Here is a 26,170-nt window from a genome sequence, read left to right as displayed (position 1 = left end):
ATCGCGCTGTGACCCGAACCGGCGACACCGTGGGGTGACAGAGGGGGAGGCCGGACAGGCGTGCCCCGCGTGCGCGAAGGCACGTGTGCGGGGCACCGCGCGCCGGTCTTTCCCCGGCGCGCGCTCGTCCCCGCGAACCCGCAGGCCACACGGCTGCGGGGACGGGCCAGGGCCCGTCCCCGCGGCCGGTTCTCCGGCGGTTCCACCGGCTCGGCCGGGTGTCGGTCGGCGTCGGTCTGCGTCGGCCGGCACCGTCGGCGTCACCGGTTCCGCGCCGTGCGGGCCCGTGGGCCCGCACGGGTCCCGCCTACTTGATCCAGCCCGCCGTGCGCGCCGTCTTCCACGCCTGGAGCTCCGCGCGGTCGGCGGCGATGTTCAGGCGGCGGTCCTTGCCGTGGGCCTTGCTGGCCTGACGGGCGGCCTTCCAGGCGTTCCTGGCGGCCTGGCGGGCCTCCAGGCCGTTGCCGGAGAAGCCCCTGTCCTCGGTCGTGGCGAAGAGGACCGCCCCCTGGGGGCGGTTCTTGGCCGGGGCGATCGCGCCGCTGAGCGCCGCCGCCTCCTGCGAGGTGCGGAACGCCCTGTTCGCCGCCCGCGAGGGGTTCTTGGCCGCCATCGCCTGGTCGGCGAAGCCCTGGGCGCGCTTCGGCGCTGTACGGCTGTAGCTCTTGGCCTCCTTGCCGGGGGCCTTGCCGACGACGAGCTTGGCGCGCTCGGCCGCGCGGGCCGCACGCTTGGCGTGGCACTCGGCCACGACCTGCTCGGCCTTGAAGGACCAGAGCTGCGTGTTCATCTCCGCACACGTCGCGGTCCGCTTGGCGGCGGGCGCCGGGGCCGGAGCCGCGGCCAGTGCCGGGGCCGCCAGCACGCTGCCCAGCAGCGCGGCCGACACGGTCAACGCGGCCGTCTGGCCCGTACGGGCGGCCTTTCCTGCTCTGCGCATCGATTCCTCATTCCCTGTTTCCGGTAGGCCCCGCCACGGCGGAGGCCAGGCCCCTGGAAACGCCCGTGGGCCCGAAACGCATCTTCAGCCGCGCGTACGGGACCACCAAGGCGCACCGCCGCCGCGTCCTCCGCTCAGCCCAATGGTTCGTACGCCCATATCCCTTTTCGCGGCCCGCACCGGCCTGCCCCCTCCCCCCTCTCCCCCCCCGCACACGCCTCGGCGCCCACGGCAGAAGCCGTGGGCGCCGAGGGAACCGGGCGCGCGGGCGCGGCGGGGGAGGTCCGGGCCCGCGAGGGGAGCGGGTCAGATCCTGCCCCCGGTCGCCCGGGTCAGGGGGCCGAAGCCGCTCTTCGCGGCGTGCCGTCCGGCGAGGTAGGAGGCGGAGCAGACCGCCGTCACCCCGGTGCCCGCCGCTATCGCGACGGCCTTGCGGGCGCGCAGGACGGTCCAGGCTGTGCTGGCCGTCGCGACGGCCTTGCCGGGCACGGCAGCCGCCTTCTCCCTGGCCACCGCGGCGCCCTGGGAGACGAGCTGTCCGGCGCGGCCCGGCGCGCCCGCCGCCTCGGCCACCCTTCTTCTGCCGGCCGCCGCGGCGTCCTTGGCCTCGCCCGGCGTGACGCTGCCGACGTCCTCTACGCCCTCGGGGACCTTCCCGTCCGTGCCGCTCCCGGCCGTCTTGCGCTTCGCCGACGTCACGGCCTTGCCGGTGGTCGCGTGCGAACTCGTCTTCTTGTCAGCCATGTTCGCCGTGTAGCCACACACCCTGGCGTGAAACCTTCGCACCACGCCCCGTCCACGCCCCGTCCCCGCGCCTACACCGTCCGCACCGGCGCCTCGTCCACCATCGGCCGCACCTCTACGGGCGTGTTCCCGCGGCTGCCGCCCCGGCCGGGCACGGCGGAGGCGCGGGCCGCGATCTCGATGGCACGCTCGCGCCCCGCGCAGTCCACGACCCAGTACCAGACGAGGACGCCGGGACCCGTGTCCGGGTGCCTGCCCTCGGCGACTTCGGGGAAGCCGCCCGGCCTGGCCCGTACGACCGTGGCCGTGGAGGGAGCCGCCAGGGCGCCCGTGTCCAGGAGTTCGCCCGCCGTGGCCAGTTCCTTGTTCAGGGCCTCCATGGAGGCGCCCAACTCCTGGAGCGCCTCCCGGGACCACGCCGTCTCGCCCACGGCGCCCACGGCGTCCCAGTCCTCCTGACGGCTGTACATCAGCAGCATGAACCTCATGTCAGGGCTCCTCGCTCCCCCCACCACCACCCGGCGCCCGTGGTGGGCGCCCCCCTCATCAGGAGAACGCGGAGCGGTCACCTCCGCTCCGGCCGCGCGGGCAAAGAAGGCGCGCCCCCGGGGTGCGACCGGGGTGCACCCGCCGAGCTTTCCGGACGAAAGGACCGGGCCGCCCGCACACGGCGGACGGCCCGGAGAAGCGGTAGTGCGCGAGGGTCAGTCAGGCGGGGTCGGGGTGTCAGGGCAGCGGTACATCGCCTGGATGTCCAGCTCCAGCTGGACGGTGGGACCCACGACGGCGATGCCCTTGGCGAGCATGTTCCGCCAGTTGAGGGTGTACTCCTCGCGGTGCAGCTCGGCCGTCGCCTTGGCCGCGCAGCGCAGTTCCTCGCCGTAGCCGCCGTTGACGAAGCCGAGGTAGTCGGTATCCAGCGCGACGGAGCGGCTGACGCCGTGCAGGGTCAGCGTGCCCTGGACGGACCACTTGTTGCCCGCGCGGTTCGCGAACCGGTTGCTGGCGAAGTGGATGTACGGGTAGTTCTTGACGTCCAGGAAGTCCGCCGAGCGCAGGTGGTTGTCGCGCGTGTTGTTGCCCGTGGTGATGCTGGAGGCGTCGATGGTGCACTCGACGTAGGAGTCCTCCGGCCGTTCGCCGATGCGCAGCCCGCCGTCGAACCGGGTGAAGCGTCCGTGCACGTTGGCCATGCCGACGTGCCGGGCGATGAAGCGGATCGCGGTGTGCGGCGGGTCGAAGAGCCACACGCCGGGCTGCGGTGGCTCCAGCGGACGCGCCGGTTCCAGCTCGACGCGCTCCAGCTCCTGCTCGCCCGCCGTCACCTCGACCGTGCACTGCCCGGGCAGCAGCCCGTCCACGGTGATCAGCGCGGCGTAACGGCCGGGCGGGAGGGCGACGTTGAACATGCCGTACGGGTCGGTGCGGCCCTTCATCACCCGCCGACCGCTGGTGTTCGACTTGATCGTGACGTCGGCGCCGTTGAGCGGATGCCCGATCGGGTCCACGACTTCGAGGGCCAGGACTCCGGCTGTCAGGGGGACCCTGGACAGCAGCCCCGCTCCTCTGCCGCCGCTCTTCGACCGCCTGCGCGGAAGCAGCGAGAGGCCCATGGGGTGACCGCCTTTCTCTCTTGCCTAACGATGTCCTGCCGGTCCACGGCGCTCTCGCGCCGTACCGGCCGGGGAGCCGAGGATCTGCCGCGGTGCAGCGGCCGGTGGCTTCCGCGCACCCGGATCGGCGCCGGGGTGGCGGAATGCGATGTGGTTGTGGGGGCGTACGAGTTGCCGGGGCCGACGCGCTGACGACCCGCCCCGCCGGTCTCCCGCAGCCGGGCCCGGCCCCCCGTACGGGTCCTCGTACTCCGGCCCTGGCCCGATGACGGTGATGACGGCGGCGGCGCGCTCGCGGTTCAGTTCCACTGAGACCGCGTCAGCCGCCCGCGTCCAGCAGTCGCCATCAAGTCCGGTGATCATACTGAACCCGTCGTTCCCCTTGAGGCCGAGGGCGACTGGGGTGATGCGTCCTCGGGAACCGGCAAAGAGATCGTAAATGAGTTGTCCCCGCTTCAACTTCCCCCGCTCCAGGGCCGAACGGGCACACAGGTGGCGATCACGGACGAACGGACTCCGGAAGAGCCGTCCAGGGGCGCGAAGCGTGGCGAGTACCACGTTTCCGTGCCGCTCCGCCGGGCCGAGCGGGGTCGCGTCGGGCGAGATGAGCATCCGGTTTTCGACGAGGAGGGGCGGGGCGCGAGGCGGCGCTGGACCGACGTGGCTACGCGGGCTCCCCGGCCGCGCGCAGCCGCCACAGCGAGGTCACCTCGGCGGCACGGGCCGCGTACAGCGGATCGTCGCGGTCGGCGGCGCGCGGGTGCCGCGGCCTGATGTCCTCGCGGCCCGCGACCCGCAGCCCCGCGCCCCCGATCCAGCCGAGCAACTCCTCGCGGCTCCGCAGGCCCAGCTGCTCGGCGAGGTCGGAGAGGATCAGCCAGCCCTCTCCCCCGGGCGCGAGCCGCGCGGCCAGACCGTCGAGAAAGCCGCGCAGCATCCGGCTGCCCGGGTCGTACACCGCGTGCTCCAGCGGCGAGGTGGGCTTGGCCGGGAGCCAGGGCGGGTTGCAGACGACCAGCGAGGCGGCGGGGGCGCCAGGGGCGCCTGTCCCGTCCGGGAAGAGGTCGGCGGCGACGACCTCCACCCGGTCCGCCACGCCGAGCCGCCCCAGGTTCGCGCGGGCGCAGTCGAGCGCGCGCGGGTCCTGGTCCGTCGCGACCACCCGCGCCACCCCGCGCCGCGCCAGCACCGCGCTCAGCACGCCGGTACCCGTACCGATGTCGTAGGCGAGGGTCCCCCCGGGCAGCGGGGCGCGTGCCACCAGGTCGACGTACTCGCCGCGCACCGGCGAGAAGACCCCGTACGCCGGATGCACCCGGTCACCGCCGAGCGCCGGGATCGCCACGCCCTTGCGGCTCCACTCGTGCGCCCCGACCAGGCCGAGCAGCTCGCGCAGCGCGAGCACGGAGGACCCCTCGTCGGGGGACGGCGGCCCGTACGCCTCGGCGCACGCCTCCCGCACGTCAGGGGCGCGGCGCAGCGGCACGGTGTGGTCCGCTTCCAGCGGGACCAGCAGCATGCCGAGGATCCGGGCACGACGGGACTGCGCCTGCCGGTGCAGATGGAAGCTCTCGCGCGCGTCGGCGCCCCGCTTGGCGGGCTTGCGGTCGACGCGGCGGCCCAGCGCGCTCAGCAGTTGCCGCGCGCCGTGGAAGTCACCGCGCCACAGGAGCGCCGTGCCCTCGCAGGCGAGCTTGTAGGCGGCGTCGGCCGTCGTACGGTCGTCGGCGACGCGCACCCGCGCGGGCGGACGCGCACCGCTCTCGGACCGCCACCGTGCCCGGTGCGTCCGCGCCCGCGCGCCCGTACCCGAACCCGTGCTCTCTTCCCACGTCACCGTCTCCGTCTCCCGCTCGCTCACCGCCTCACCCTATGGCGTCCCCGGGCACGGGCCCGCCGCCTCGTGGGCACGGGCCCGCCCCTCACGGGCACGGGTCACGTGGTGCGGGAGGTGCGGACCGCGCCCGCGCTGGCGGCTATCACCAGCGCGATGGCGACCAGTTCCAGCGGCTTCAGGCGCTGGTCGAGTACCAGGAAGCCCGCCAGGGTCGCGGCCACGGGCATCAGGCTCATCAGCACGGCGAAGGTGGCGGCCGGGAGCCGTCGCAGGGCGAACAGCTCCAGGGTGTACGGCAGCCCCGACGACAGCACGGCCACCGCGGCACCGAGCCCCAGGGTCACCGGGTCGAGCAGCGCGCCGCCCGCGTCGAGGATGCCCAGGGGCGCGCTGACCAGCGCCGCGATGCCCATCGCGAGGGCCAGCCCGTCCGCCTTGGGGAAGCGGGCACCGGTGCGCGAGTTGAAGACGATGTACGCCACCCACATGCCGCCCGCGGCGAGCGCGAAGCCCACCCCGGCGAAGTTCAGCTCGTCGAACCCGCTGCTGCCCAGCAGATACACCCCGGCCAGCGCCAGCAGCGCCCACACCAGGCTGAGCAGCCGCCGGGACGCGACGACGGAGAGCACCAGGGGACCCAGGAGTTCCAGGGTGACCGCGGCGCCCAGGGGGATGCGGTCGATGGCCTGGTAGAAGAGCGAGTTCATGGTGCCGAGGGCGATCCCGAGCCCGGCGACGGCGGCCCAGTCGGCGCGCGAGTGCCCGCGCAGCCTCGGCCTGCACACGGCCAGCATGAGGGCGGCCGAGAAGACCAGCCGCAGCGCGACCACGCCCAGCGCGCCCGCGCGCGGGAACAGCGTCGCGGCGACGGCCGAGCCGAACTGGAGCGAGAGCGCGCTCCCGATCACCATGCCGACGGCACCGAGCCGCGCCCGGCCTCCGGGCACCCCCGGGCCACCGGCCCCGCCCGTCTCGCCCGTCCCGCCCGTCCCATCGGGCAGGGGGCACGCGCCGCTCACGGTGGGGGCCGTGGACGCCGACGGCGCCGTGCGCGCAGCGCCGGTAACGGGATCGCCTGTTGTCATGCGCCCCACGCTAAGACTCATGACCCGGCGCGTGAAATGCGCGCCCGCCAGTGACTATGCGTCCCGTGCATGATCACGGAGCCGCGTCACCCGCGCGCCTGCCCCGGCCGCTGCGGTGTCCGGGGTGGCGGCCCGGGAACCCGCTGATCACCGCATACGTTGGCGGGTCGAGGGCACTCATCCCTCTCCGCACCAGAAGCACCGGGAGGCAGGGCCATGGCAGGTTTCCTCGACAGGGCCAAGGAACAGGCACAGCGCGGACTCGCACAGGGCAAGGAGAAGGTGGGCGAGGTCCAGGCGCAGCGCTCCGGCAACGATCTGCTGCGCAAGCTCGGCGCCGCCTACTACGCACAGCAGCGCGGCAGCGGTTCGCCCGCCGACGTACAGCAGGCGCTCGCGGCGCTGGAGGCGCACATCGCCCAGAACGGCGACGCGTTCCTGCGGGGCGGCGGCACCTCGGGCCACTGATCCCGCACCGTCGCGCCGTCGTACCGTCGCCCTCCCGCGCCCGGCGCCAGGCGCCCCGCGCTTCTTCCCGCCCTCGCCGGGCGGGGCCGGGCGGGGCGGGCCGTGCGGCACGGCGCGGACCAGCCGGCCGGTCCCTCGTGGGCGAGGCCCGCGCGGCTGCCGCCGAATCGGGCCGCGGCCCGTCGGCACGGCAGTACGCACGTCCTCGTCCGCGGGTTCCGGCCGGTGGCAGGGCCCTGGGCCCTCTCCGGACCCTCACCGGGCCCTTCGGCGGGCTCCGTCGAAGCAGCAGAGCCATGGCCGGGCTCAACCGGAGCCGGGCCCTCGCCCGGCTCAGCCGAAACGGAGCCGGTAGAGCATCAGAAGCGCCGCCGCCATGTTCGCGGCCGGGACCTCACCCCGTGCGATGAGGTCGGGCGTCTCCTTGAGCGGCACCCACTCGCGCTTGTCGGACTCGAAGTCGTCCTCGGGATGCCCGATGAACGTGGCTTCCTGCGCCCAGTAGATGTGGTGCCGCGCGTCGGTGAGCCCGTTGGAGGGCTCGACCGTCATGAGGTGGGCCAGCGGTCCCGGCCGCCACCCCGTCTCCTCCAGCATCTCGCGGGCCGCGGCCTCGGCGAGGTCTTCTCCTTCCTCCACGACACCGGCCGGGAGTTCCCAGCCCCAGCTGTCCGTGATGAACCGGTGCCGCCAGAGCAGCAGCACCTCGTTCCGCTCGTTGACCGCCGTGGCCATCGCCACTGGACGCAGCCGGATCAGATAGTGGTCCAGATGACGGCCGTCGGGCAGTTCCACGTCCGCGAGGTTGACCCGAAGCCACTGGTTCTCATACACAGTGTGTTCACCCAGGTTCTTCCATTGCACGTATGTGCCCCCTTCCTGACGAAAGTTGGGCACATCCCAACACGCTGCGGCGCCCACCTGACAGAGGCGCACGGAGCGGGGCACCCCTCCGCGGCCTGCGGAGTGTCCTCGCCATGAGCGGGGGCAGGCCCCCGCCGCACGCGGTGTGCCCTCGTTCAGAGGGGCACGCGCAGCGCTTCTTCGATCAGTTCCGCTGCCTGGGCCGCCGACGTCCCGGGGTGCTGGGCCAAGTGGTCCCGCACCTTCCGCATCCGTCCGCGCAACCGCTGCGACTCGATGCCCTGCGCGTAACCGACCATTTCGGCCGCCGTCGCGGCGGCTCGCTCCGCCGCACCGCTGTGCAGCTCGACATCGGTGAGTGTGGCCAGCCGGTTCACCCGTCCGCGCACGTGGGCAGGTGCCCTGGCCGCCTCCTTCGCATACTTCTCGGCGGCACCGATCTCGCCGAGTACCAGCAACGCTTCGGCCAGCCTCACCTCCACAAGTCCGGGTTGGACGTAGCCGGTCTCCACCGGCTCCTCCTCGGGGCGTATGCGCTCGGAGTACGCCTCGGCCCAGCGCATGCAGCCGTGCGCGCTCCTGCGGTCGTCCAGCCGCGCGTACGCCTTCGCCTGCATCGCGTACAGGTCCGTGGCCAGCGCCGGGCTCGCGTGCGGCCCGGCCGTGCGCAGCACCGCCTCCGCGCAGGCGATGGCGCGCCGGTTGTCCCCCAGGAACAGCGCCTGGTTGACGAGCAGCGCCACGACATAGCCGCCGAACAGCCGGTCCCCCGACGCCTTTCCGAGGCGCAGCGCCTGGTGGAAGTAGCGCTGGGCGAGGCCCTGCGCGTCGGCGTCGTAGGCGCAGATGCCGCTGACCGCGGCCAGCGACCCGGCGGCGCGGAAGAGCTGACGGCCCGTCTCGTCCCCGTACGTGCCGCGCAGCAGCGGCGCCACCTCCGCCGTCAGGAAGCCCACGACGCGCGGGCGCGTGGCGACGCCGCCCGCGTTGCGGTACAGGTGCTCGTAGTGGCTGCGGGCCGCGTGCAGCACGGCGACGTCGGACTCACCGACCTGGAGGTCCCCCGCGTGCGACACGTCCAGGTCCTCGGGCGGGTTCTCCCACTCCCACACGGGCGCGACGGCGGCGGCGCCCGTCAGCAGCGAGGGGCCCACCGAGTCCGCGTGCAGTTGGTCCGAGCGCCATAACACCGCGGAGCGTTCGACGAACCGGCCGAGGCTCGCGTCGTCGCCGACGTCCTGCACCGGCGCCGGGGGCGGCGCCGCCATGCCGATGTCGGCCAGCGTGAGAGTGCGCTCCAACTGGCGGCCGAGTATCTCGCATATCAGCTCCGGCACCTGGCCCCGTGGGCGCTGCCCTTTGAGCCAGCGGGCCACGGCCGTGTGATCGTAACGCAGCGTGACGCCCGCCTCTTTCCCGAGGCGGTTGATTCTCGCGGCCAGACCGGCCCGGGAAACTCCGGACTGGTCAAGCAGTGCGTCAAGTTGACTGTTGGGCTCCATCCCGCCCTCCGGTCGTCCATCTCTTGTTTCGCAGAGTAACGGACATCCGTTCACACGGGGTGTGAAAGACCCACCTACGCATGCGTAAGGCACATGCTCCCGCAGGCGGTGCGGATGCGCTTGGCTGGAAGCAATCCGTACGCAAGGGCGCATACGGCGCCCAGAGGAGGCTCAACGTCGTGAACGACCCGATCCGACTCCGACTCGGCAACAGCCATGCAGTCCGCTGACCGGCGCAGCCGGACCCCGAACAGCGCGCTGCGGGCGCTGCTGGAAGAGACTGAGTGGACCCAGGCCGCATTCGCGCACGCCATCGCCACGCTGGGCAGCGAAGCGGGACTGCGACTGCGCTACGACCGTACGTCGGTGGCGCACTGGCTACGCGGCAGCCGCCCCGATCCACGGGTGCAGCGCCTCATCGCCGAAGCGCTCTCCCGGAGACTCGGCCGCCCCGTCCCCGTGACCGACCTCGGCATGGGGGACGGCCGCAGCGGCGGCCCGGGGCGGCGGCCGGCGCGCGCGGGGGCGCGCGCCGGCACGGGGGCGCGACAGCGGGCCGCGGCGACTTCCGAACCGGCACCGGCGCATCCCGCCGACCGGCTCGCGGCGCTGACGGCCCCTGTCGTGGGCCCGCCCCGCGCCGACACCCCGCCCCCGGCCCCGTACCGGCTCACGCTGCTCACCCCCGGCCCTGCGGGCCGCGCGCCCGCTACGCGCGTCCACCCCGAACACCGGCCGCCCCGCGCCGCCTTCCCCGGCCCGCACCGCGGGCCCGGCGGGCGGCCGGCCCGGCGCACCAGCCCGGACGAGGTCGCCTCCGTGCGCGAGCACGCGCGCTTCTTCGCCCAGCAGGCCGACCGGCACGGGGGCGGGCACATCCGCACCCCGCTGGCCGCCTGCCTCTCCGGGCTGGTGCGCCGCCTGCGCACCGGCGGGGACGGACCGCACCACCCCCAACTGCTGGCGGCGACGGCACGGCTGAGCTATCTGCTCGCCCGCGTGTACGCCGACGAACAGCGCCACGGCCTGGCCCAGCGCGCCTTCCTCACCGCGGCCGAACTCGCGCGGGAGGGCGACGATCCGGAGGGCGTCGCTCTGGTGCGCCGCGCCCTCAGCTCCCAGGCGCACCAGCTCGGCCACAGCCACCACAGCCTCGCGCTGGCCGAGGCCGCCTGCGAGGCGGCACCGGCCGACGCGGAGCCCTCGGCCCGCGCGTTCCTTTACGCGGGACTCGCGGTGGCCCGCGCGGCGGAGGGCGAGCGGGACAAGGCGCTGGACGCGCTGCGGCGCGCCGAACACGCCCTGGCGCGGGCCCCGGTGGACCTCACCACGGGCCCCGAGAGCCCGAACGGCGAGCCCGTCGGCACGTACCAGGACGCGGCGCTGCTCTACCAGTCCAGCCAGGTGCGCGCGGAGCTCGGCGACCGCGAGGGCGCCATCGGCGAACTGCGCTCCTCGCTGCGCTCCCGCCCTGCGGGCGAGCGCCGCTCGCGCGCCGTCAGCCACGCCGAGCTGGCCGAACTGCTGCTGTCCTGCGGCCGTCTGGAGGAGGCGTGCGCGGCGTGGCAGGTCTTCCTGGAGGACTGCGCCCTCGTCCGCTCCGGGCGCGCGGCACGCGCCCGTGCGCGGATGCCGCAGTTGCTGCGGCCGTACGCGCGCGAGCGCTGTGTGCAGGCGCTCCTCGCCCGTGCGGGGGTGCTCGCCGGGGAGGGTGCCCTACGGTGACCCGTCCCGGAACAAGCGCACCGGAGGTCCCGGAGTAAGCACACCGTAAGCAGGGCATCACCCAACGAACACACGGCAATCCGTACGGCATCCACGAGAAAACGGGGGCTTACATGGCGACTCCCATCACCGCGAACAGCTTCGTCGAAGCGCTCAAGAAGGAAGGCGTGAAGGTCGAGGAAGTCCGCGACTGGCGCAACCACAACCGCAACCACAAGGGCCCCTGGGGCCCGGTGCACGGCATCGTGATCCACCACACCGTCACCCAGGGCGCCCAGGAGACGGTGGACCTGATCTACGACGGTCACGCCTCGCTCCCCGGCCCGCTCGCCCACGGCTGCATCACCAAGGACGGCACGGTCCATCTGACGGGCCACGGCCGCGCCAACCACGCAGGACTCGGCGACGACGACGTGCTGCGGGCCGTGATCGCGGAGAAGAACCCGCCGAAGCCGAACGAGATGAACACCGACGGGAACCGCTCGTTCTACGGCTTCGAGTGCGAGAACCTCGGCGACGGCAAGGACCCGTGGCCGGAGGCGCAACTGGAGGCCATCGAGAAGGCCGCCGCGGCGCTCTGCCGCCACCACGGGTGGAACGAGCGCTCGGTGATCGGGCACCTGGAGTGGACGAACCAGAAGTCCGACCCGCGCGGATTCACGATGGACGACATGCGCGCCCGCATCGCGGCCCGCCTCAAGTAGCAGCCCGCCGCCCCGGCCCGCCCCGCATGGAGAACGGGGGTGTGGGCAACCGTTCCCCCCGGCCCCGTCCGGGTGTGCCCCCTGACGGAGCGGTTGCCCACTCCCGACCCGGGCCCGGCCGGCTGCGCATGCCGCCCGTACGCGGCGGCGCGCACCGCGCGAGAATGGCGGGGTGCCCCTCCCGCCTCTCTCGCCCCTGCCGCCCGACGCGCTCGCCCCCCGCCTGCCCTCGCCGCTCGTCCCCGTGCGCGACGAGGGCTTCGCACGCCGGGGCGTCAGGCTCCTGCTGAAGCGGGACGATCTGATCCACGAGGCGCTTCCCGGCAACAAGTACCGGAAGCTGGCGCCTAATCTGCGGGCCGCGGCCGAGGCGGGCCACGACACCCTGCTGACCTTCGGCGGCGCCTACTCCAACCACCTGCGCGCCACCGCCGCCGCAGGCCGCCTCCTGGGCCTCGCCACCATCGGCGTCGTCCGCGGCGACGAACTGGCCGCGCGCCCCCTGAACCCCTCGCTGGAGCGCTGCGCCGCCGACGGCATGCGGCTGCACTTCGTCTCCCGTGCCGACTACCGCCGCAGGACCGACGAAACGTTCCTGGCCGAGCTGCGCGCACGCTTCGGCGACGTGTTCCTGGTGCCCGAAGGCGGCAGCAACGCGCTCGCCGTCGAGGGCTGCGCGGCGCTCGGCCGGGAGCTGCGGGGCCGCACGGACGTCGCGGCCGTCGCCTGCGGCACGGGCGGCACCCTCGCCGGGCTCGCCGCGGGGCTGGCTCCCGGGCAGCGGGCGCTGGGGATACCGGTGCTCAAGGGCGGCTTCCTCGACGGCGAGGTCGCGCGCCTCCAGCAGGCGGCCTACGGCGGGGTACGGGGCGACTGGTCCCTGGACGACCGCTTCCACTGCGGCGGCTACGCCCGTACGACCGGGGAGCTGGACGCCTTCGCCGCCGCCTTCTCCGCACGGCACGCGCTGCCGCCGCTCGACCGCGTGTACGTGGCCAAGCTGCTGTACGGGCTCGCCACGCTCGCCGAGGAGGGCGCCTTCGCGCCGGGGACCACGGTCACGGCGGTCGTCACGGGCTGACGCCCCCTCGCGCCGCCCCACGCCACCCCGCTCCCGTCCGCCCCCTGCCGCCGGGCCCGCTGTCAGACCCACCGGTTAGCCTGCACCGCATGATCCGAGCCGCCACTCCAGCCGACGTCCCCGAGATCCACGCGATGATCCGCGAACTCGCGGAGTACGAGCGCGCGCTGGAGCATGCCAGGGCGACCGAGGAACAGTTGCGCGAGGCGCTCTTCGGGCCGCACCCCGCCGTCTTCGCCCTGATCGCCGAGACCCCGGCCGCCGAAGCGGGATCGACCACGGAAACCGCCCCGGAATCGGTCACAGAGAGTGATGTGGTTGGTTTCGCTCTGTGGTTCCGGAATTTCTCGACCTGGACCGGTACTCACGGTGTGTATCTGGAAGACTTGTACGTGCGTCCTTCGGCGCGCGGCTCGGGCCACGGGAAGGAGCTGCTTTCAGCCCTTGCCGAAATCTGTGTCGAGCGGGGCTATGAACGCTTCGAGTGGTGGGTATTGGACTGGAACGACCCCTCCATCGGTTTCTACAAGTCGCTGGGCGCGGAACCGATGGACGAGTGGACGGTCTTCCGGATGTCAGGGGAGCCGCTTCGGAGGCTCGCCGGTGTCAACGGAGAGTAATCGTCCCGGATTTCGGGCGCCCAACCCCTAGCCACAGACAGTGCCCATATGTTTACTATGGGTGACGCTTGCGAGATGGTGCGACCTAGATCCGTACGGGCGACATCGCGTCGCGGATCGCGATAGCGTCGCAGCCGAACCATCTATCGCGCCGGCCCGTCAGCTTTCTGCGGTGATGACACGCCTCGGAAGGCCCGGACCAGCGCACTCGTAACAGCGAACGAGCCTAACCGGCTTGTGCCACCTTGGAGGTGAGGGTGTCCCAGATCGCAGGTGAGTCCGTGGGGCAGGACGGGCAGGACTTCGTCGAGGTCCGGCTGCCCGCCGCGGGCGCCTATCTGTCGGTGCTGCGTACGGCCACGGCCGGACTCGCGGCCCGCTTGGACTTCACCCTTGACGAGATCGAGGATCTTCGGATCGCCGTGGACGAGGCATGCGCGATCCTGCTCCAGCAGGCAGTCCCCGGCTCCGTCCTGAGCTGCGTCTTCAAGCTCGTCGGCGACTCGCTCCGGGTCACCGTCTCGGCCCCGACGACGGACGGACGCGCCCCCGAGCGGGACACCTTCGCCTGGACGGTGCTCTCGGCACTGGCCGGAGAGGTGGACTCGGCGGTGTCGGACGACCGCACGGTCAGCATCAGCCTGCACAAGAAGCGCGGTGCGGGACCAGGGGCATCGTGACCGAGCACGAGGCACGGGAGCTGTGGGCGGGCCGCCACGGGACAGCGGCCGGCCCGGGCATCCCTGAGCAGCAGGCCCGGCCGCACCCGGCCGACCCCAGCAGTCAGCGACCGGAGCAGGCAGAGCGGGCGGACGCGATGGACCAGCAGCAGCACGAGAAGCAGGGGCAGGACGAGCACGGAGCGGCCCGCCCCTCCGGGCAGTTCGACCCCCACGACCGTGCCGGAGCGCGCAGCCTCTTCATCGAACTGCGCAAGCTCCCGGAGAACTCTCCGGAGCGGGCCGAACTGCGCAACCACCTGGTGCGGATGCACCTGCCGCTCGTGGAGCACCTGGCCCGCCGTTTCCGCAACCGCGGCGAGCCGCTGGACGATCTCACTCAGGTCGCGACCATCGGCCTGATCAAGTCCGTGGACCGCTTCGATCCGGAGAGAGGGGTGGAGTTCTCGACGTACGCCACCCCGACCGTCGTCGGTGAGATCAAGCGCCACTTCCGTGACAAGGGCTGGGCGGTCCGTGTCCCGCGCCGCCTCCAGGAACTGCGCCTCTCCCTGACGTCGGCGACGGCCGAGCTGTCCCAGTTGCACGGCCGTGCGCCGACGGTGCACGAGCTGGCCCAGCGGCTGTCGATCTCGGAGGAGGAGGTTCTCGAAGGGCTGGAGTCCGCGAACGCGTACAGCACCCTGTCCCTCGATGTTCCCGACACCGATGACGAGTCCCCGGCCGTCGCCGACACCCTGGGCGCCGAGGACGACGCGCTCGAAGGCGTCGAGTACCGCGAATCGCTCAAGCCCCTCCTGGAGGAGCTGCCGCCGCGCGAGAAGAAGATCCTCCTGCTGCGGTTCTTCGGCAACATGACGCAGTCCCAGATCGCCCAGGAGGTCGGCATCTCGCAGATGCACGTCTCCCGCCTCCTGGCCCGCACCCTGGCGCAGCTCCGCGACAAGCTCCTCGTCGAGGAATAGGCGACCACCGGCGTGGGCTCACCGGCCCACGCCACGCCCCCGCTCACACCCGCCGGCGCCGCGGCTCCGGCCGTCCCCGGGCGGCCATGCGTCAGGCGTCGCGCGGGCCGATGCCCAGCGCCTCCGTCGCCGTCGGGTTGACGAGGCAGCAGAGCACGGCCACCCCGGTCACCGCGATGGCCGCTCCCGCGGCGACCCAGATCCCGCCGTTCTGCGCCATCTGCCAGCCGACGGGCAGCGCCATCAACTGCACGATCATGGAAGGCCCCCGGCTCCAGCGGCGCCGCAGCCACAGCCCGCGCGCCGCGGCCAGCGGCAGCGCCGCCAGCGCCAGCACGGTCACCGCCATCGTGACGGCCTGCGTCATGTCGTCGGGCTTGTCGGTGAAGAGCAGCACCAGCGAGGCCAGGCCGAACCCGGCGACCACCACCCCCTCCAGCGCGGTCAGCACGGCAGCCGCCGTGATCCGTCGCGGACGGGTGCCGGGCACGTGGTCGGAGGCGGGGTTCTCACTCACACAGGAAGGGTAGCCCGCCGCCCCCTGCCGCCCCCACGTGCGGGGCTGGGCCGGTGTACCACCCGGTATGTACGCTGCACACCATGCGCGCACTTCTCGTGGTCAACCCGGCAGCCACCACCACCAGTGCCCGCACCCGCGACGTACTGACCCACGCGCTGGCGAGCGATCTCAAGCTGGAGGTCGCCACCACGGAGTCGCGGGGACACGCCCGCGAGCTGGCGAGACTGGCGGCCGAGAGCGGCGAGATCGAGCTGGTGATCGCGCTCGGCGGCGACGGCACGGTGAACGAGATCGTCAACGGGCTGCTGCACGAGGGCCCCGATCCAGAACGCCTGCCGCGCCTGGCCGTGGTCCCCGGCGGCTCCACGAACGTCTTCGCGCGTGCGCTGGGCCTGCCCAACCACGCGGTCGAGGCGACGGGCGCCCTGCTGGACGCCCTTCAGCAGGGCAGTGAGCGCACCGTCGGCCTGGGTGTGGCGTCCGGAGCGCCCGGCACGGACGACGCGGGGGTGCCGCCGCGCTGGTTCACCTTCTGCGCGGGGTTCGGCTTCGACGCGGGGGTGGTCGGCCGCGTCGAGCAGCAGCGGGAGCGCGGCAAGCGCTCGACACACGCGCTCTACATCCGGCAGGTCGTGCGGTCCTTCCTCCAGGAGCAGCACCGCAGAGGGGGCACGATCACGCTGGAGCGGCCCGGCGCCGAGCCCGTCGAAGAACTGGTGATGTCCATAGTGTGCAACACCTCGCCGTGGACGTATCTGGGCAACCGCCCGGTCTACGCGACGCCGGCCGCCTCCTTCGACACCGCCCTTGACGTGCTGGGACTCTCCCGGCTGACCCCCGCCGCGCTGTCGCGTTACGCGACCCAGCTCCTGACGTCCTCGCCCGAACGCGGCCCTCACGGCAAGCACGCGATCACGCTGCACGACCAGACGGACTTCACCTTGCATTCCCAGGTGCCACTGCCCTTTCAGATGGACGGTGACCACCTGGGAGTGCGAAAGAGCGTGAGCTTCACAGGCGTACGGCGTGCACTGCGTGTGATTGTGTAAGTGGAAGGGCCGAAAGTCCTTCCACTCGAACGTTTAGACCAGGCTCCACCCACTGGAAGTACGGCTGTGAGCTAGTCCATACCGTGGATTCAAAAAAAAGTTTCCGCAAGGGGTTGTATCCGTCGCCGAGGTTTGCGAGTCTCTTCATGGCGATCGGGACGGCCCCTCACGGAGGCCCCCTTGAGAGCCCGAATCCTCCTCCTCATTCCAGTGGGACCCTCATCACATGCATGGCGGCGCCCCTTCCCTTGTGGGGGGATTCGTGAAAGCGTTCACATTCACAAGCAAAGTACGCACCACACGAGGAGAGGTAGCAGCCATGGACTGGCGTCACCACGCCGTTTGCCGCGAGGAAGACCCCGAGCTGTTCTTCCCCATCGGCAACACCGGTCCTGCGCTGCTGCAGATCGAGGAAGCGAAGGCCGTCTGCCGCCGCTGCCCCGTCATGGAGCAGTGCTTGCAGTGGGCCCTGGAGTCCGGTCAGGACTCCGGTGTCTGGGGTGGCCTCAGCGAGGACGAGCGCCGCGCGATGAAGCGCCGCGCCGCTCGCAACCGGGCGCGGAACAACGCCGCGACCGCCTGAGACTGAAGCCCTGCACCGCCTGCACCCCCGAGCCGCAGCGCGCAGTGCACCCGATGCGCGATAAGCGCAACGCAAACGCATAGCACCGGGCCCCGTGCCCCGTACGGAAGACGCTCAGACGTCCACCGTTACGGGCACGGGGCCCGGTGCTATGCGTATGTTCCGCGACGGCGCCCGCGCGCCGGGGCGCCCCCGCGCACCCCTTCACCTCAGGGCCGGCTACTTCTCCTTCTCGCGCTTGTCGCGCTTCTCCGCCGGGACCGGCAGGTCGAAGATCACCCTGGTGCCGCGCTCCGGCGCGGGGACCATGTCGAACGTGCCGCCCAACTCGCCCTCCACGAGCGTCCGTACGATCTGGAGCCCCAGATTGCCCGCGCTCTTGGCGTCGAACCCGTCCGGCAGCCCGTTGCCGTCGTCCTGCACCGTGACCAGCAGCCGCCCCTCCTCCTGGCCGACGCCTCCCCCGCGCACCGCGCCGACCTCGATCGCGCCCTGCTGGTCCGGGCCGAAGCCGTGCTCCAGCGCGTTCTGGAGCACCTCCGTCAGCACCATCGAGAGCGGGGTGGCTACTTCGGCACCGAGGACGCCGAAGCGGCCCGTGCGGTAGCCCTTGACGCGGCCCGGGGAGATCTCGGCCACCATCGCCAGCACCCGGTCCGCGATCTCGTCGAACTCGACGCGCTCGTCGAGGGTCTGCGACAGCGTCTCGTGGACGATGGCGATCGAACCGACCCTGCGCACGGCCTCGTTGAGCGCCTCCTTGCCACGGTCGGAGTCCATCCTGCGGGCCTGGAGGCGCAGCAGCGCGGCGACCGTCTGGAGGTTGTTCTTCACCCGGTGGTGGATCTCCCGGATGGTGGCGTCCTTGGTCATCAGTTCGCGCTCGCGCCTGCGCACCTCGGTGATGTCGCGCAGCAGGATGAGCGAACCGATGCGGATGCCCTTGGGCTTGAGCGGGATGGTGCGCAACTGGACGACGCAGTCGTTGGCCTCGACCTCGGCCCCGCGCGGCGCCCAGCCGGAGGCCAGCTTCACCAGCGCCTCGTCGACGGGGGCCCGGGAGGGCGCGAGGTCGGCGGTGGCCTGGCCGAGGTGGAGGCCGACGATGTCGGTGGCGAGGCCGAGCCGGTGGTAGGCGGAGAGCGCGTTGGGGCTCGCGTACTGGACGACGCCGTCGGCGTCGAGCCGGATCAGACCGTCGCCGACGCGCGGGATGTGGTCGATGTCGAGCTGCTGGCCGGGGAAGGGGAAGGAGCCAGCGGCGATCATCTGGGCGAGATCGGAGGCGCTCTGGAGGTAGGTGAGTTCGAGGCGGCTCGGCGTACGCACGGTGAGGAGGTTGGTGTTACGGGCGATGACGCCCAGCACCCGGCCCTCCCTGCGGACGGGGATCGACTCGACGCGTACGGGCACCTCCTCGCGCCACTCCGGGTCGCCCTCGCGCACGATCCTGCCCTCGTCGAGCGCGGCGTCCAGCAGCGGGCGGCGGCCACGGGGGACGAGGTGGCCGACCATGTCGTCCTGGTACGAGGTGGGCCCGGTGTTGGGCCGCATCTGCGCGACGGACACATAGCGCGTGCCGTCGAGGGTGGGGACCCACAGGACGAGATCGGCGAAGGAGAGGTCCGAGAGCAGTTGCCACTCGGAGATCAGCAGGTGCAGCCACTCCAGATCGGTGTCGGAGAGCGCGGTGTGCTGGCGTACGAGGTCGTTCATGGAGGGCACGTGTGCGAGCCTACCGGCGGTCGTTCGAGGGCGATGCCGCGTATGGCTGTCGTACGGGCCGCTCGTGCGCAAGAATCAACGTCGGCGGACGGACGCGACAAGAAGTCCGTTCAAGCCATGGACAGGTCAGACTGGTCTAGTCCACAATGAACAGGTAAAGAACCCATGGGGTTCGGCACATGATGAAACTTCTGCTCTCCCCGCACAGGAGGGCAGAACGAGGCTCACGGCGCTCTCTGCCCTGACTGCGCCGGAGTCTCCGAGCTCCGGGCTGCGGTGCCGGGCGGGTTGAGGGTCCCACCCGCGCGCCGCGGCCCGAAGTGTTTTCCGGGCCGCCGCGCGTTCCCCGTCAGCGGGTCTCCGTCACCTTCGCCAGTGCCCTCGGCGCGTCCGGGTCCTGGCCGCGGGCGATGGTCACCTCGTAGGCCAGCATCTGGAGCGGGATGATCTCCAGGATCGGCTGGAGTTCCTCGGGCAGCCCCTCCGTCGGCAGCGCGAAGCCCGCCGAGGCGCGCTCGGTCTGGGCCTGGCTGCCGATGACGACGAGATCGGCGCCCCTGTCGCGCAGCCGGTCCAGCACGGGCTGGAGCGCCTCTCCGCCCTTGCCCTCGGTGACCACGGCGATCACCGGCGAGATGTTGTCCACCATGGCGAGGGGGCCGTGCAGCAGATCGGCGCCGGAGTAGGAGAGGGCGGGGATGTAGCTGGTCTCCATCAGCTTCAGCGCGGCTTCCTTGGCCGTCGGATAGCCGTAGCCGCGCGAGGTGAGGACCATGCGCTCGGCGAAGCGGTAGCGCCCGGCCAGTTGCCTGACCTCGTCCTGGCGGGAGAGGACCCGCTCGGCCAGCTCTGGCAGCGCCTTGGCGCTCTCCGCGCCGTCGCCGCCGCGCCAGCCCTCGACGAAGAGGTAGAGGGCGAGCAGTTCCGCCGTGTACGTCTTCGTCGCCGGGAGGGCCTTCTCGGCGCCCGCGAGGACGTCGATGTGGAACTCGCTGACCTCGGCCAGCGGGGAGCGCGCGTTGTTCGTCACCGCGAGGGTGAGGGCTCCGGCCTCGCGCGCCGCCTTGGTGGAGGCCACCAGGTCGGGCGAGCCGCCGGACTGGCTGACGGTGATGACCAGGCAGTCGGTGAGGTCGGGCCGGGCCTCGTAGGCGGTGGTGGTGGACATGGAGGTGAGGCCGCAGGGCTTGCCGAGCCGGATCTCCAGCAGGTACTTCGCGTACAGCGCCGCGTTGTCCGACGTGCCGCGCGCGGTCAGCAGCACGAAGCGAGGGTTGCGCGCGGCGATGTGCTCGGCGACCTCGCGGATCCTGGGCGCCCCCTCCTCCAGGATGCGGCGCAGGACGGCGGGCTGCTCGGCCATCTCGCCCGCCATGATCCGGCCCGGCACCTGCGGGGATCCGTCCATGGGCGAGGCTGTCGGCGCTGACATGCTGGGTGCCTCCTGTGGCTGCTGGCTGTTGACTGCTGGCTGCTGGCTTGCGGGGCCCGCTCGCTCGCGCCCCCGCGACCCCCGCCGCCCCCGCGGCCGTCAGGCGCCGGCCGCCCGGCCCGCGATGACCTCCGCTGCGGCGCGTCCGCAGACGCGGGCCGCGCCGTGGGTGGCGAGGTGCAGCGCCCCGGAGGGCTGCGCCTGGGGCACTCCCATCTCGACCACGACCGTGTCCGGGCGGGCCGCGAGGAGGGTGTCCAGCGCGTCGGCCATCCAGTAGTGGCGGTGCACGTCGCGTACCACTGCGACGATCCTACGGTCGGACGCGGCGGCCAGCACGTTCGCCACCAGCGCGGATGTGCCGTCCTCCGCAGCCTCGACAGCGCCGTAGGTGGCCGTCCCGGTGCCCGGGAGCAGGCGCTCCAGTTCGGCGGCCACGCCCCAGGGCGTCAGGTCGCCGACGGCGATGTTGGCCAGCGGGGTGAAGGCGGCGACGAAGGGCGGGCGCTCCGGGGACGGGGGCGTGTAGGGCGTGTCGTCCGCGCGCCGGGTGACGGTCAGGGCGCGGCGCGCCGCACGCAGGCCGACCTCCTCGTCGGCGGTGCCGTCGGGGCCCGCGGCGGCTTCGCGCGTCCAGTGCGCGAGGTCGCGCACGCGCGCCGCCGCGTCCGCGAGCCGTTCCTCGGGCAGCTCGCCGTCGCGCACGGCGCGTACCAGCGCGTCGCGCAGCCGCAGCACGGTGTCCTCGTCCGAGGGGCCTCCACCGACGCAGATGGCGTCGGCTCCGGCGGCGATGGCGAGGACGGTGCCGTGCTCCATGCCGTAGGTGCCCGCGATGGCCCGCATGTCGATGCCGTCGGTGACGATCAGGCCCTCGTAGCCGAGCCCGCCCTCGCTCGCCGGGGCGCGCAGCAGCCCGCCCAGCGCGGCGGGGCTGAGGGTGCCGGGCAGGGCCGCGTCGAGCGCGGGGAGCAGGATGTGGGCGCTCATGACGCCCTTGGTGCCCGCCTTGACGGCGGCGCGGAAGGGGACCAGTTCGCGGGCGCGGAGGGTGTCGAGGTCGGCGTCGACGCGGGGCAGCGCGTGGTGGGAGTCGACGGCGGTGTCGCCGTGCCCGGGGAAGTGCTTGACGCAGGCGGCGACGCCCGCCGCCTGGAGCCCTTCGACGTAGGCGACGGTGTGCCGGGCGACCAGTTCGGGTTCGTCGCCGAAGGAGCGCACCCCGATGACGGGGTTGCCGGGGTCGGAGTTGACGTCGGCCGAGGGCGCCCAGTTGAAGTTGACGCCGCAGGCCGCGAGGCGGCGGCCCAGCTCGTGGGCGACTGCTCTGGTCAGGTCCGGGTCGTCGACGCGGCCGAGGGCGAGGTTGCCGGGGAACGAGGAACCGGTGCGGGCTTCGAGGCGGGTGACGTCGCCGCCCTCCTCGTCGATGGCGACCAGCAGGTCGGGGCGGACGGCGCGCAGCTCGGCGGTGAGCGCGGCGAGCTGTCCGGGGGTCTCGACGTTGCGGCCGAAGACGCCGACGGAGGCGAGCCCCTCTTCGAGTCTGCGCAGCAGCCACGCGGGCGCGCGCGTGCCGGTGAAGCCCGGCTGGAGGACGGCGAGGGCGTCCTTGGTGAGGGTGTCGGTCCTGGGGACGAGGGTGGTCATGGGCGCGTGGTCCCTTCGCTGGAGCTGGACCTGTCTGCTGGCTGCTGTCCGGACCCGTCCGCCGCCGGGGTGCGGCGCGGCGGCGGACGGGGGCGGCGGAGACGTCGAAGGACCCCTCAGCCCTTCACCGCTCCCGCGGTGAGGCCGCTGACGGCCCTGCGCTGGAGGTAGAGGAAGAGCAGGAGGATCGGGATGGCGAAGAGGGAGGCGGCGGCCATGGTGGCGCCCCAGTCGTCGCCGAACGCGGTCTGGAACTTCGACAGCCACAGGGGCAGCGTCTGGGCCTCCGCGTCCTTGTTGAGGATGAGCACCATGGGGAACTCGTTCCACGCGGTGATGAACCCGAAGAGCGAGGTCGCCATGAGGCCAGGCGCCAGCAGCGGGAAGATGACCTTCACGAACGCCTGCGTACGGGTGCAGCCGTCCACCATCGCGGACTCCTCCAGCTCCTTGGGCACCGCGGCCACGTAGCCGCGGAGCGTCAGGATGGTCAGCGGCAGCACCATGACCGTGTAGAAGACCGTGAGGGGGATCAGGCTGTTCAGCATGTCGGCGTCGCGCACGAGCATGTAGATCGCGATGACCATGACCTCCCAGGGGGCCATCTGGGCGATCATGAACGTGAGGATGATGCCCTTGCGGCCCTTGAAGCGCATCCGCGCGAGGGCGAAGGACGCGAGCAGCGCGACGACCAGCGAGAAGCCGACGGCGAGGACGGTGACGGTGACGGAGTTGCGCACCAGTGACCAGAAGTGCTCGGCGTTCACCGCGGTCGTGAAGTGTTCGAGGGTGGGACTGTCCGGGAACCAGACGGGGGTCTCGGAGATGATGTCGCGGTTCGGCTTGAAGGCCGTGTTGAACATCCAGTAGACGGGGAACGCGAAGACCGCGAAGAGTACCAGCGCGGTCGCGTTCGGCCAGATCCGGCCGAGGAGTGAGCGCCTCACTGCCCGCCCTCCTCTTCCTCTTGCCTGAGCACGATGCGCAGGTAGTACGACATGAGGCCCAGCAGGATCAGGATGGTGAGGATGGAGATCGCCGCGCCCATCCCGTAGTGCTGGTTTCCGACGCCCTCGACGAAGGCGTAGACGGGCAGGGTCTCGGTGAGCCGGTCGGGCCCGCCCTCGTTGATCGCGAAGACGTGCGGGAACGCCTTGAAGATCCAGATGACTTCGAGGAACGTCGTGGCGAGCAGGAACGGCTTGAGGAAGGGCAGCGTCACGGAGACGAAGCTCTTCCAGGCACCGGCCCCGTCGAGCGAGGCGGCCTCGTACAGCTCGCGGGGGATGGTCGTGGTCGCCGCGTAGAGGTTGACGGCGACGAAGGGGATGGACGTCCAGACGATCAGCACCGAGATCACGAAGAACGTGGAGAGCTGGGTGCCGGTCCAGTTGTAGTCGGCCATCGAGGTGAAGCCGAGCTGCGCGAGGACCCAGTTCACGACGCCGAAGCGCTGCGCGAACAGCCACTGGAACACCGTCGTCGCCGCGATGATCGGCATGGCCCAGGCGAGGATGAGCCCGACGAGCAGCAGCAGCCGCATCCGGGCGCCGAGGCGGGCGAGCAGCAGCCCTGTCAGGGTGCCACCGACCATGATCAGGACCACGTTGACGACGGTGAAGACCATCGACCGGCCCGTGACCCGCCAGAAGTTCTCGCTGCCCAGCGTGTCGCTGTAGTTGGCGAAGCCGTTCCACTCGGTGACGTGCTGGATGAGCTGCGTCATGTTGAGGTTCTGGAACGACAGCATGCCGTTGCGCACCAGCGGCCAGCCCAGGACGATCGCCGTCACCGCCAGCGCGGGCAGCAGCAGCAGGTAGGGCAGGGCGGATCTGGACCGCTTCCCGCTCTTGTCCGGCGGAGCGCCGCCGCCCCGCTCTTCCCGTCGAGGCCCGCTGTCCACCGGCGGTGGCGCCTCACCGATCTGCACTGACATCTGCTCTCCAGCTCGTACGGTCCAGTTGCCGACGGCCCGGCCGCGGGCGGCGCCCCGCACCCTGGGGTGCGGGGGCCGCCCGGTATGCCGTCCCGCGTGCCGTCCTGCGGCGGCGCTACTGCTGCGCTGCTCCGCTACTGCTGCTGCGGTGGGGCGCTACTGCTTCTGCGCGAGCCGCTTGTTGAACTCGCCCTCGACCGCCTTGGCCGCCGCCGCGTGGGACTTCCCCTTGAGCACGGCGGTCATATAGGTCTTGATCGGGTTCGGCGGGTTCTCGACCGCGGCCCACTCCGGGATGAGCGGGGTCAGGCCGCCGCTGGGCACGGAGGGCGCAGCGGCCTCCGCGGCGGCGTTGCCCTTGAGGTTCGCCTCCAGGGACTGCTTGTTCGGGATGACGCCGCCCTCCTTGGCGAGGGCGCCCTCGAACTTGTCGGACATCGCGATCTTGAGGAACTCCTTGGCGAGTTCCTGCTTCTCGCTGCCCGCGGCGACGGCGAGGTTGGAGCCGCCGAGGAAGACGCCCTCGGGCTTGTCGGCCGTCTCGCCCGGGATGGTGAAGTAGCCGACGTCCTTCTCGATGTCCGGGTTGGCCTCGATCGCGGTCGCGGCCTCCCAGCCCATCCCGATGAACGCGCCGGTCTTGCCCTTGGCGAAGACCTCGGCCTGCTGCGGGGTGGCCTCGTCCTTGTCCTTGGGGGCCTCGGAGTAGGAGGCGTACTTCTTGTAGAGCTCCATGGCCTCGCCGACCTTGGGGTCGTCGAGGTTGGAGACCCACTTGCCGCCCTGCTTCTTGACCAGGTCGGCGTCGTTGCCGATGAGCAGGCCGTCGAAGAAGTACCAGTTCTGGCCCGGCATGTAGATGGGCTCGGCGTCGGTCTTCTTCTCGATGGTCTCCAGCGCGTCGAAGAACTCGTCGCGGGTCTTGGGCGTGTCCTTGATGCCCGCGTCGGCCCAGATCTTCTTGTTGTAGACCACGGTGCGGTTGACCGCGAACCACGGGGCCGCGTACTGCTTGCCGTCGTAGACCGCCGACTTGTTGATCGACTCGGTCCAGTCGGCGCCGATCGACTTCTTCAGGTCACTGAGATCGGCGAGACCGCCGGTCTTCGCGTACGCGGGGGTCTGGGTGTTGCCGACCTCGATCACGTCCGGCGGGTCCGACTCGGAGAGCGCGGTGGTGATCTTCTGCTGGATGCCGTTCCACTGCTGGACCTCCAGCTTGAGCTTGGCCCCGGTCTTCTTCTCGAACGCCTTGCGGACGTCCTTCTCCCACTGCTTCGGGGTCGAGCCGTCCATCGCCCACAGCGTCAGGGTCTCGCCCTTGAAGCCGTCGGCCCCGGACCCGCCCTCGTCCCCGGACCCACAGCCCGCGGCCCCCACCGTCAAAGCCGCGACTCCCACAGCGGCTATGAGCCCACGTTTCACAGCATCCTCCCCTACGCGCCGGATGTGGTCTTTAATGGTTTAGACCAGTTCCCGCAGCTTGGCCTAGACCTATAGGGGTGTCAACGGTGTATAAAGCTCGCTGTCGCTTCCGTTATCGGAACGACATCTGAGCTGGGACGCCCCGCTGGGTCGCGCGCGTGCCACGATGTGGCCCTACGTACACGGAGGAAGCCGGTGACGGCAGCACGACACGACTCGGGAAGGCGTGCCATGAGCAGCGACGGGGGCGCGGCGCAGGGCGCGGCGGGGGAGGCGGAACCCGCGAACGGCAACGGCGGCACGCGCACCGCGCGCGTCCCCAAGTATTACCGGCTGAAGCGGCACTTGCTGGAAATGACCGAAACCATGCCCCCGGGCACCCCGGTCCCTCCCGAGCGCACCCTGGCGAGCGAGTTCGACACCTCGCGCACGACCGTGCGCCAGGCGCTCCAGGAACTCGTCGTGGAGGGCCGACTTGAGCGCATCCAGGGCAAGGGCACCTTCGTCGCCAAGCCCAAGGTCTCCCAGGCGCTGCAACTCACCTCGTACACCGAGGACATGCGGGCCCAGGGCCTCGAACCCACCTCGCAGCTCCTCGACATCGGCTACGTCACCGCCGACGACAGGCTCGCCGTGCTGCTCGACATCCCGACGGGCGGGCGCGTGCTGCGCATCGAGCGGCTGCGGCTCGCGAGCGGCGAGCCGATGGCCATAGAGACCACCCACCTCTCGCAGAAGCGCTTCCCCGCGCTGCGCCGCAGCCTGGTGAAGTACACCTCCCTCTACACCGCGCTGGCCGAGGTCTACGGCGTGCACCTGGTGGAGGCCGAGGAGACGATCGAGACCTCCCTGGCCACCCCGCGCGAGGCCGGGCTGCTCGGCACCGATGTCGGGCTGCCGATGCTGATGCTGTCCCGGCACTCGCTGGACACGGACGGCGAGCCGGTGGAGTGGGTGCGCTCGGTGTACCGGGGCGACCGCTACAAGTTCGTCGCCAACCTCAAGCGCCCGGCGCCCTGAAC

Annotated in this window: 25 protein-coding genes; 10 read left to right on the top strand and 15 right to left on the bottom strand. The window is 71.9% G+C overall.

The window, feature by feature from the left end:
- Positions 1 to 307 precede the first annotated feature (307 nt).
- The 6 genes from ACWGJ2_RS09470 to ACWGJ2_RS09445 form a co-directional block, all read right to left on the bottom strand.
- Positions 308 to 940: a hypothetical protein gene (locus ACWGJ2_RS09470; RefSeq protein ID WP_453345421.1), complete on the bottom strand. Its 633-nt coding sequence runs from the start codon at positions 938 to 940 to the stop codon at positions 308 to 310.
- A gap of 306 nt (positions 941 to 1,246) precedes the next feature.
- Entirely contained in the window at positions 1,247 to 1,684 is a 438-nt protein-coding gene (locus ACWGJ2_RS09465; protein ID WP_453345420.1) for a hypothetical protein, read from the bottom strand.
- 71 nt (positions 1,685 to 1,755) lie between these two features.
- A complete protein-coding gene (locus ACWGJ2_RS09460; RefSeq protein ID WP_453345419.1) occupies positions 1,756 to 2,172 on the bottom strand; it encodes a YciI family protein in 417 nt (138 codons plus the stop codon).
- A gap of 216 nt (positions 2,173 to 2,388) precedes the next feature.
- The gene (locus ACWGJ2_RS09455; protein WP_453345418.1) at positions 2,389 to 3,297 is read right to left on the bottom strand and encodes a YceI family protein; all 909 of its coding nucleotides are present in this window, start codon (positions 3,295 to 3,297) and stop codon (positions 2,389 to 2,391) included.
- A gap of 664 nt (positions 3,298 to 3,961) precedes the next feature.
- Positions 3,962 to 5,134 carry a methyltransferase gene (locus tag ACWGJ2_RS09450; RefSeq protein ID WP_453345511.1) on the bottom strand — a complete coding sequence of 391 codons (1,173 nt, stop codon included), beginning with the start codon at positions 5,132 to 5,134 and terminating at the stop codon, positions 3,962 to 3,964.
- 98 nt (positions 5,135 to 5,232) lie between these two features.
- Entirely contained in the window at positions 5,233 to 6,219 is a 987-nt protein-coding gene (locus ACWGJ2_RS09445; RefSeq protein ID WP_453345417.1) for an EamA family transporter, read from the bottom strand.
- A 216-nt stretch (positions 6,220 to 6,435) separates the two neighbouring features.
- Here ACWGJ2_RS09445 and ACWGJ2_RS09440 point away from each other — a divergent pair, with 216 nt between their 5' ends.
- Positions 6,436 to 6,687 carry a hypothetical protein gene (locus tag ACWGJ2_RS09440; protein WP_453345416.1) on the top strand — a complete coding sequence of 84 codons (252 nt, stop codon included), beginning with the start codon at positions 6,436 to 6,438 and terminating at the stop codon, positions 6,685 to 6,687.
- Between the two features lie 333 nt (positions 6,688 to 7,020).
- On the opposite strand, the gene ACWGJ2_RS09435 is transcribed toward ACWGJ2_RS09440, so the two are convergent.
- The gene (locus tag ACWGJ2_RS09435) at positions 7,021 to 7,551 is read right to left on the bottom strand and encodes an NUDIX hydrolase (RefSeq protein ID WP_453345415.1); all 531 of its coding nucleotides are present in this window, start codon (positions 7,549 to 7,551) and stop codon (positions 7,021 to 7,023) included.
- A 155-nt stretch (positions 7,552 to 7,706) separates the two neighbouring features.
- Positions 7,707 to 9,053 (bottom strand): transcriptional regulator, encoded by a 1,347-nt coding sequence (locus tag ACWGJ2_RS09430; protein WP_453345414.1) that lies wholly within the window; start codon positions 9,051 to 9,053, stop codon positions 7,707 to 7,709.
- Between the two features lie 216 nt (positions 9,054 to 9,269).
- Here ACWGJ2_RS09430 and ACWGJ2_RS09425 point away from each other — a divergent pair, with 216 nt between their 5' ends.
- From ACWGJ2_RS09425 to ACWGJ2_RS09400, 6 genes are all read left to right on the top strand, one after another.
- Positions 9,270 to 10,778 carry a hypothetical protein gene (locus ACWGJ2_RS09425; RefSeq protein ID WP_453345413.1) on the top strand — a complete coding sequence of 503 codons (1,509 nt, stop codon included), beginning with the start codon at positions 9,270 to 9,272 and terminating at the stop codon, positions 10,776 to 10,778.
- Between the two features lie 113 nt (positions 10,779 to 10,891).
- Positions 10,892 to 11,482 carry an N-acetylmuramoyl-L-alanine amidase gene (locus ACWGJ2_RS09420; RefSeq protein WP_453345412.1) on the top strand — a complete coding sequence of 197 codons (591 nt, stop codon included), beginning with the start codon at positions 10,892 to 10,894 and terminating at the stop codon, positions 11,480 to 11,482.
- 172 nt (positions 11,483 to 11,654) lie between these two features.
- A complete protein-coding gene (locus ACWGJ2_RS09415) occupies positions 11,655 to 12,563 on the top strand; it encodes a 1-aminocyclopropane-1-carboxylate deaminase/D-cysteine desulfhydrase (protein WP_453345411.1) in 909 nt (302 codons plus the stop codon).
- Positions 12,564 to 12,652: 89 nt separating this feature from the next.
- Complete coding sequence (locus tag ACWGJ2_RS09410) at positions 12,653 to 13,183, top strand: N-acetyltransferase family protein (protein WP_453345410.1); 531 nt, start codon at positions 12,653 to 12,655, stop codon at positions 13,181 to 13,183.
- Positions 13,184 to 13,440: 257 nt separating this feature from the next.
- Positions 13,441 to 13,863 carry an anti-sigma regulatory factor gene (locus tag ACWGJ2_RS09405; protein WP_453345409.1) on the top strand — a complete coding sequence of 141 codons (423 nt, stop codon included), beginning with the start codon at positions 13,441 to 13,443 and terminating at the stop codon, positions 13,861 to 13,863.
- Positions 13,860 to 14,828, top strand: coding sequence for an RNA polymerase sigma factor SigF (locus ACWGJ2_RS09400; RefSeq protein ID WP_453345408.1), 969 nt, complete (start codon positions 13,860 to 13,862; stop codon positions 14,826 to 14,828). Before ACWGJ2_RS09405 ends, ACWGJ2_RS09400 begins: the two co-directional genes overlap by 4 nt.
- A 91-nt stretch (positions 14,829 to 14,919) precedes the next feature.
- Here ACWGJ2_RS09400 and ACWGJ2_RS09395 read toward each other — a convergent pair whose 3' ends face one another.
- Positions 14,920 to 15,345, bottom strand: a complete 426-nt coding sequence (locus tag ACWGJ2_RS09395) for a hypothetical protein (RefSeq protein WP_453345407.1) — start codon at positions 15,343 to 15,345, stop codon at positions 14,920 to 14,922.
- Between the two features lie 83 nt (positions 15,346 to 15,428).
- Between ACWGJ2_RS09395 and ACWGJ2_RS09390 the strand changes: the two genes are divergently transcribed.
- On the top strand, positions 15,429 to 16,397 hold the full coding sequence (locus ACWGJ2_RS09390) for a diacylglycerol/lipid kinase family protein (protein WP_453345406.1): 969 nt from the start codon (positions 15,429 to 15,431) through the stop codon (positions 16,395 to 16,397).
- A gap of 319 nt (positions 16,398 to 16,716) precedes the next feature.
- Entirely contained in the window at positions 16,717 to 16,980 is a 264-nt protein-coding gene (locus ACWGJ2_RS09385) for a WhiB family transcriptional regulator (RefSeq protein WP_016469673.1), read from the top strand.
- A gap of 219 nt (positions 16,981 to 17,199) precedes the next feature.
- On the opposite strand, the gene ACWGJ2_RS09380 is transcribed toward ACWGJ2_RS09385, so the two are convergent.
- From ACWGJ2_RS09380 to ACWGJ2_RS09355, 6 genes are all read right to left on the bottom strand, one after another.
- Positions 17,200 to 18,696 (bottom strand): PAS domain-containing sensor histidine kinase, encoded by a 1,497-nt coding sequence (locus ACWGJ2_RS09380; protein ID WP_453345510.1) that lies wholly within the window; start codon positions 18,694 to 18,696, stop codon positions 17,200 to 17,202.
- 358 nt (positions 18,697 to 19,054) lie between these two features.
- Positions 19,055 to 20,137: an SIS domain-containing protein gene (locus tag ACWGJ2_RS09375; protein ID WP_453345405.1), complete on the bottom strand. Its 1,083-nt coding sequence runs from the start codon at positions 20,135 to 20,137 to the stop codon at positions 19,055 to 19,057.
- A gap of 99 nt (positions 20,138 to 20,236) precedes the next feature.
- The gene (locus tag ACWGJ2_RS09370) at positions 20,237 to 21,787 is read right to left on the bottom strand and encodes a glycoside hydrolase family 3 protein (protein WP_453345404.1); all 1,551 of its coding nucleotides are present in this window, start codon (positions 21,785 to 21,787) and stop codon (positions 20,237 to 20,239) included.
- A 116-nt stretch (positions 21,788 to 21,903) separates the two neighbouring features.
- A complete protein-coding gene (locus ACWGJ2_RS09365; RefSeq protein WP_453345403.1) occupies positions 21,904 to 22,734 on the bottom strand; it encodes a carbohydrate ABC transporter permease in 831 nt (276 codons plus the stop codon).
- The gene (locus ACWGJ2_RS09360; RefSeq protein WP_453345402.1) at positions 22,731 to 23,723 is read right to left on the bottom strand and encodes a carbohydrate ABC transporter permease; all 993 of its coding nucleotides are present in this window, start codon (positions 23,721 to 23,723) and stop codon (positions 22,731 to 22,733) included. Before ACWGJ2_RS09360 ends, ACWGJ2_RS09365 begins: the two co-directional genes overlap by 4 nt.
- A gap of 156 nt (positions 23,724 to 23,879) precedes the next feature.
- Complete coding sequence (locus ACWGJ2_RS09355) at positions 23,880 to 25,148, bottom strand: extracellular solute-binding protein (RefSeq protein ID WP_453345401.1); 1,269 nt, start codon at positions 25,146 to 25,148, stop codon at positions 23,880 to 23,882.
- 231 nt (positions 25,149 to 25,379) lie between these two features.
- On the opposite strand from ACWGJ2_RS09355, the gene ACWGJ2_RS09350 reads away from it, so the two are divergent.
- Entirely contained in the window at positions 25,380 to 26,168 is a 789-nt protein-coding gene (locus tag ACWGJ2_RS09350) for a GntR family transcriptional regulator (RefSeq protein WP_453345400.1), read from the top strand.
- Positions 26,169 to 26,170: the final 2 nt, after the last annotated feature.

The sequence above is a fragment of the Streptomyces sp. NPDC054796 genome, assembly GCF_053611545.1.
The sequence above is the reverse complement of the archived record's forward strand: the minus strand, read 5'-3'. Positions and strand labels throughout refer to the sequence as shown.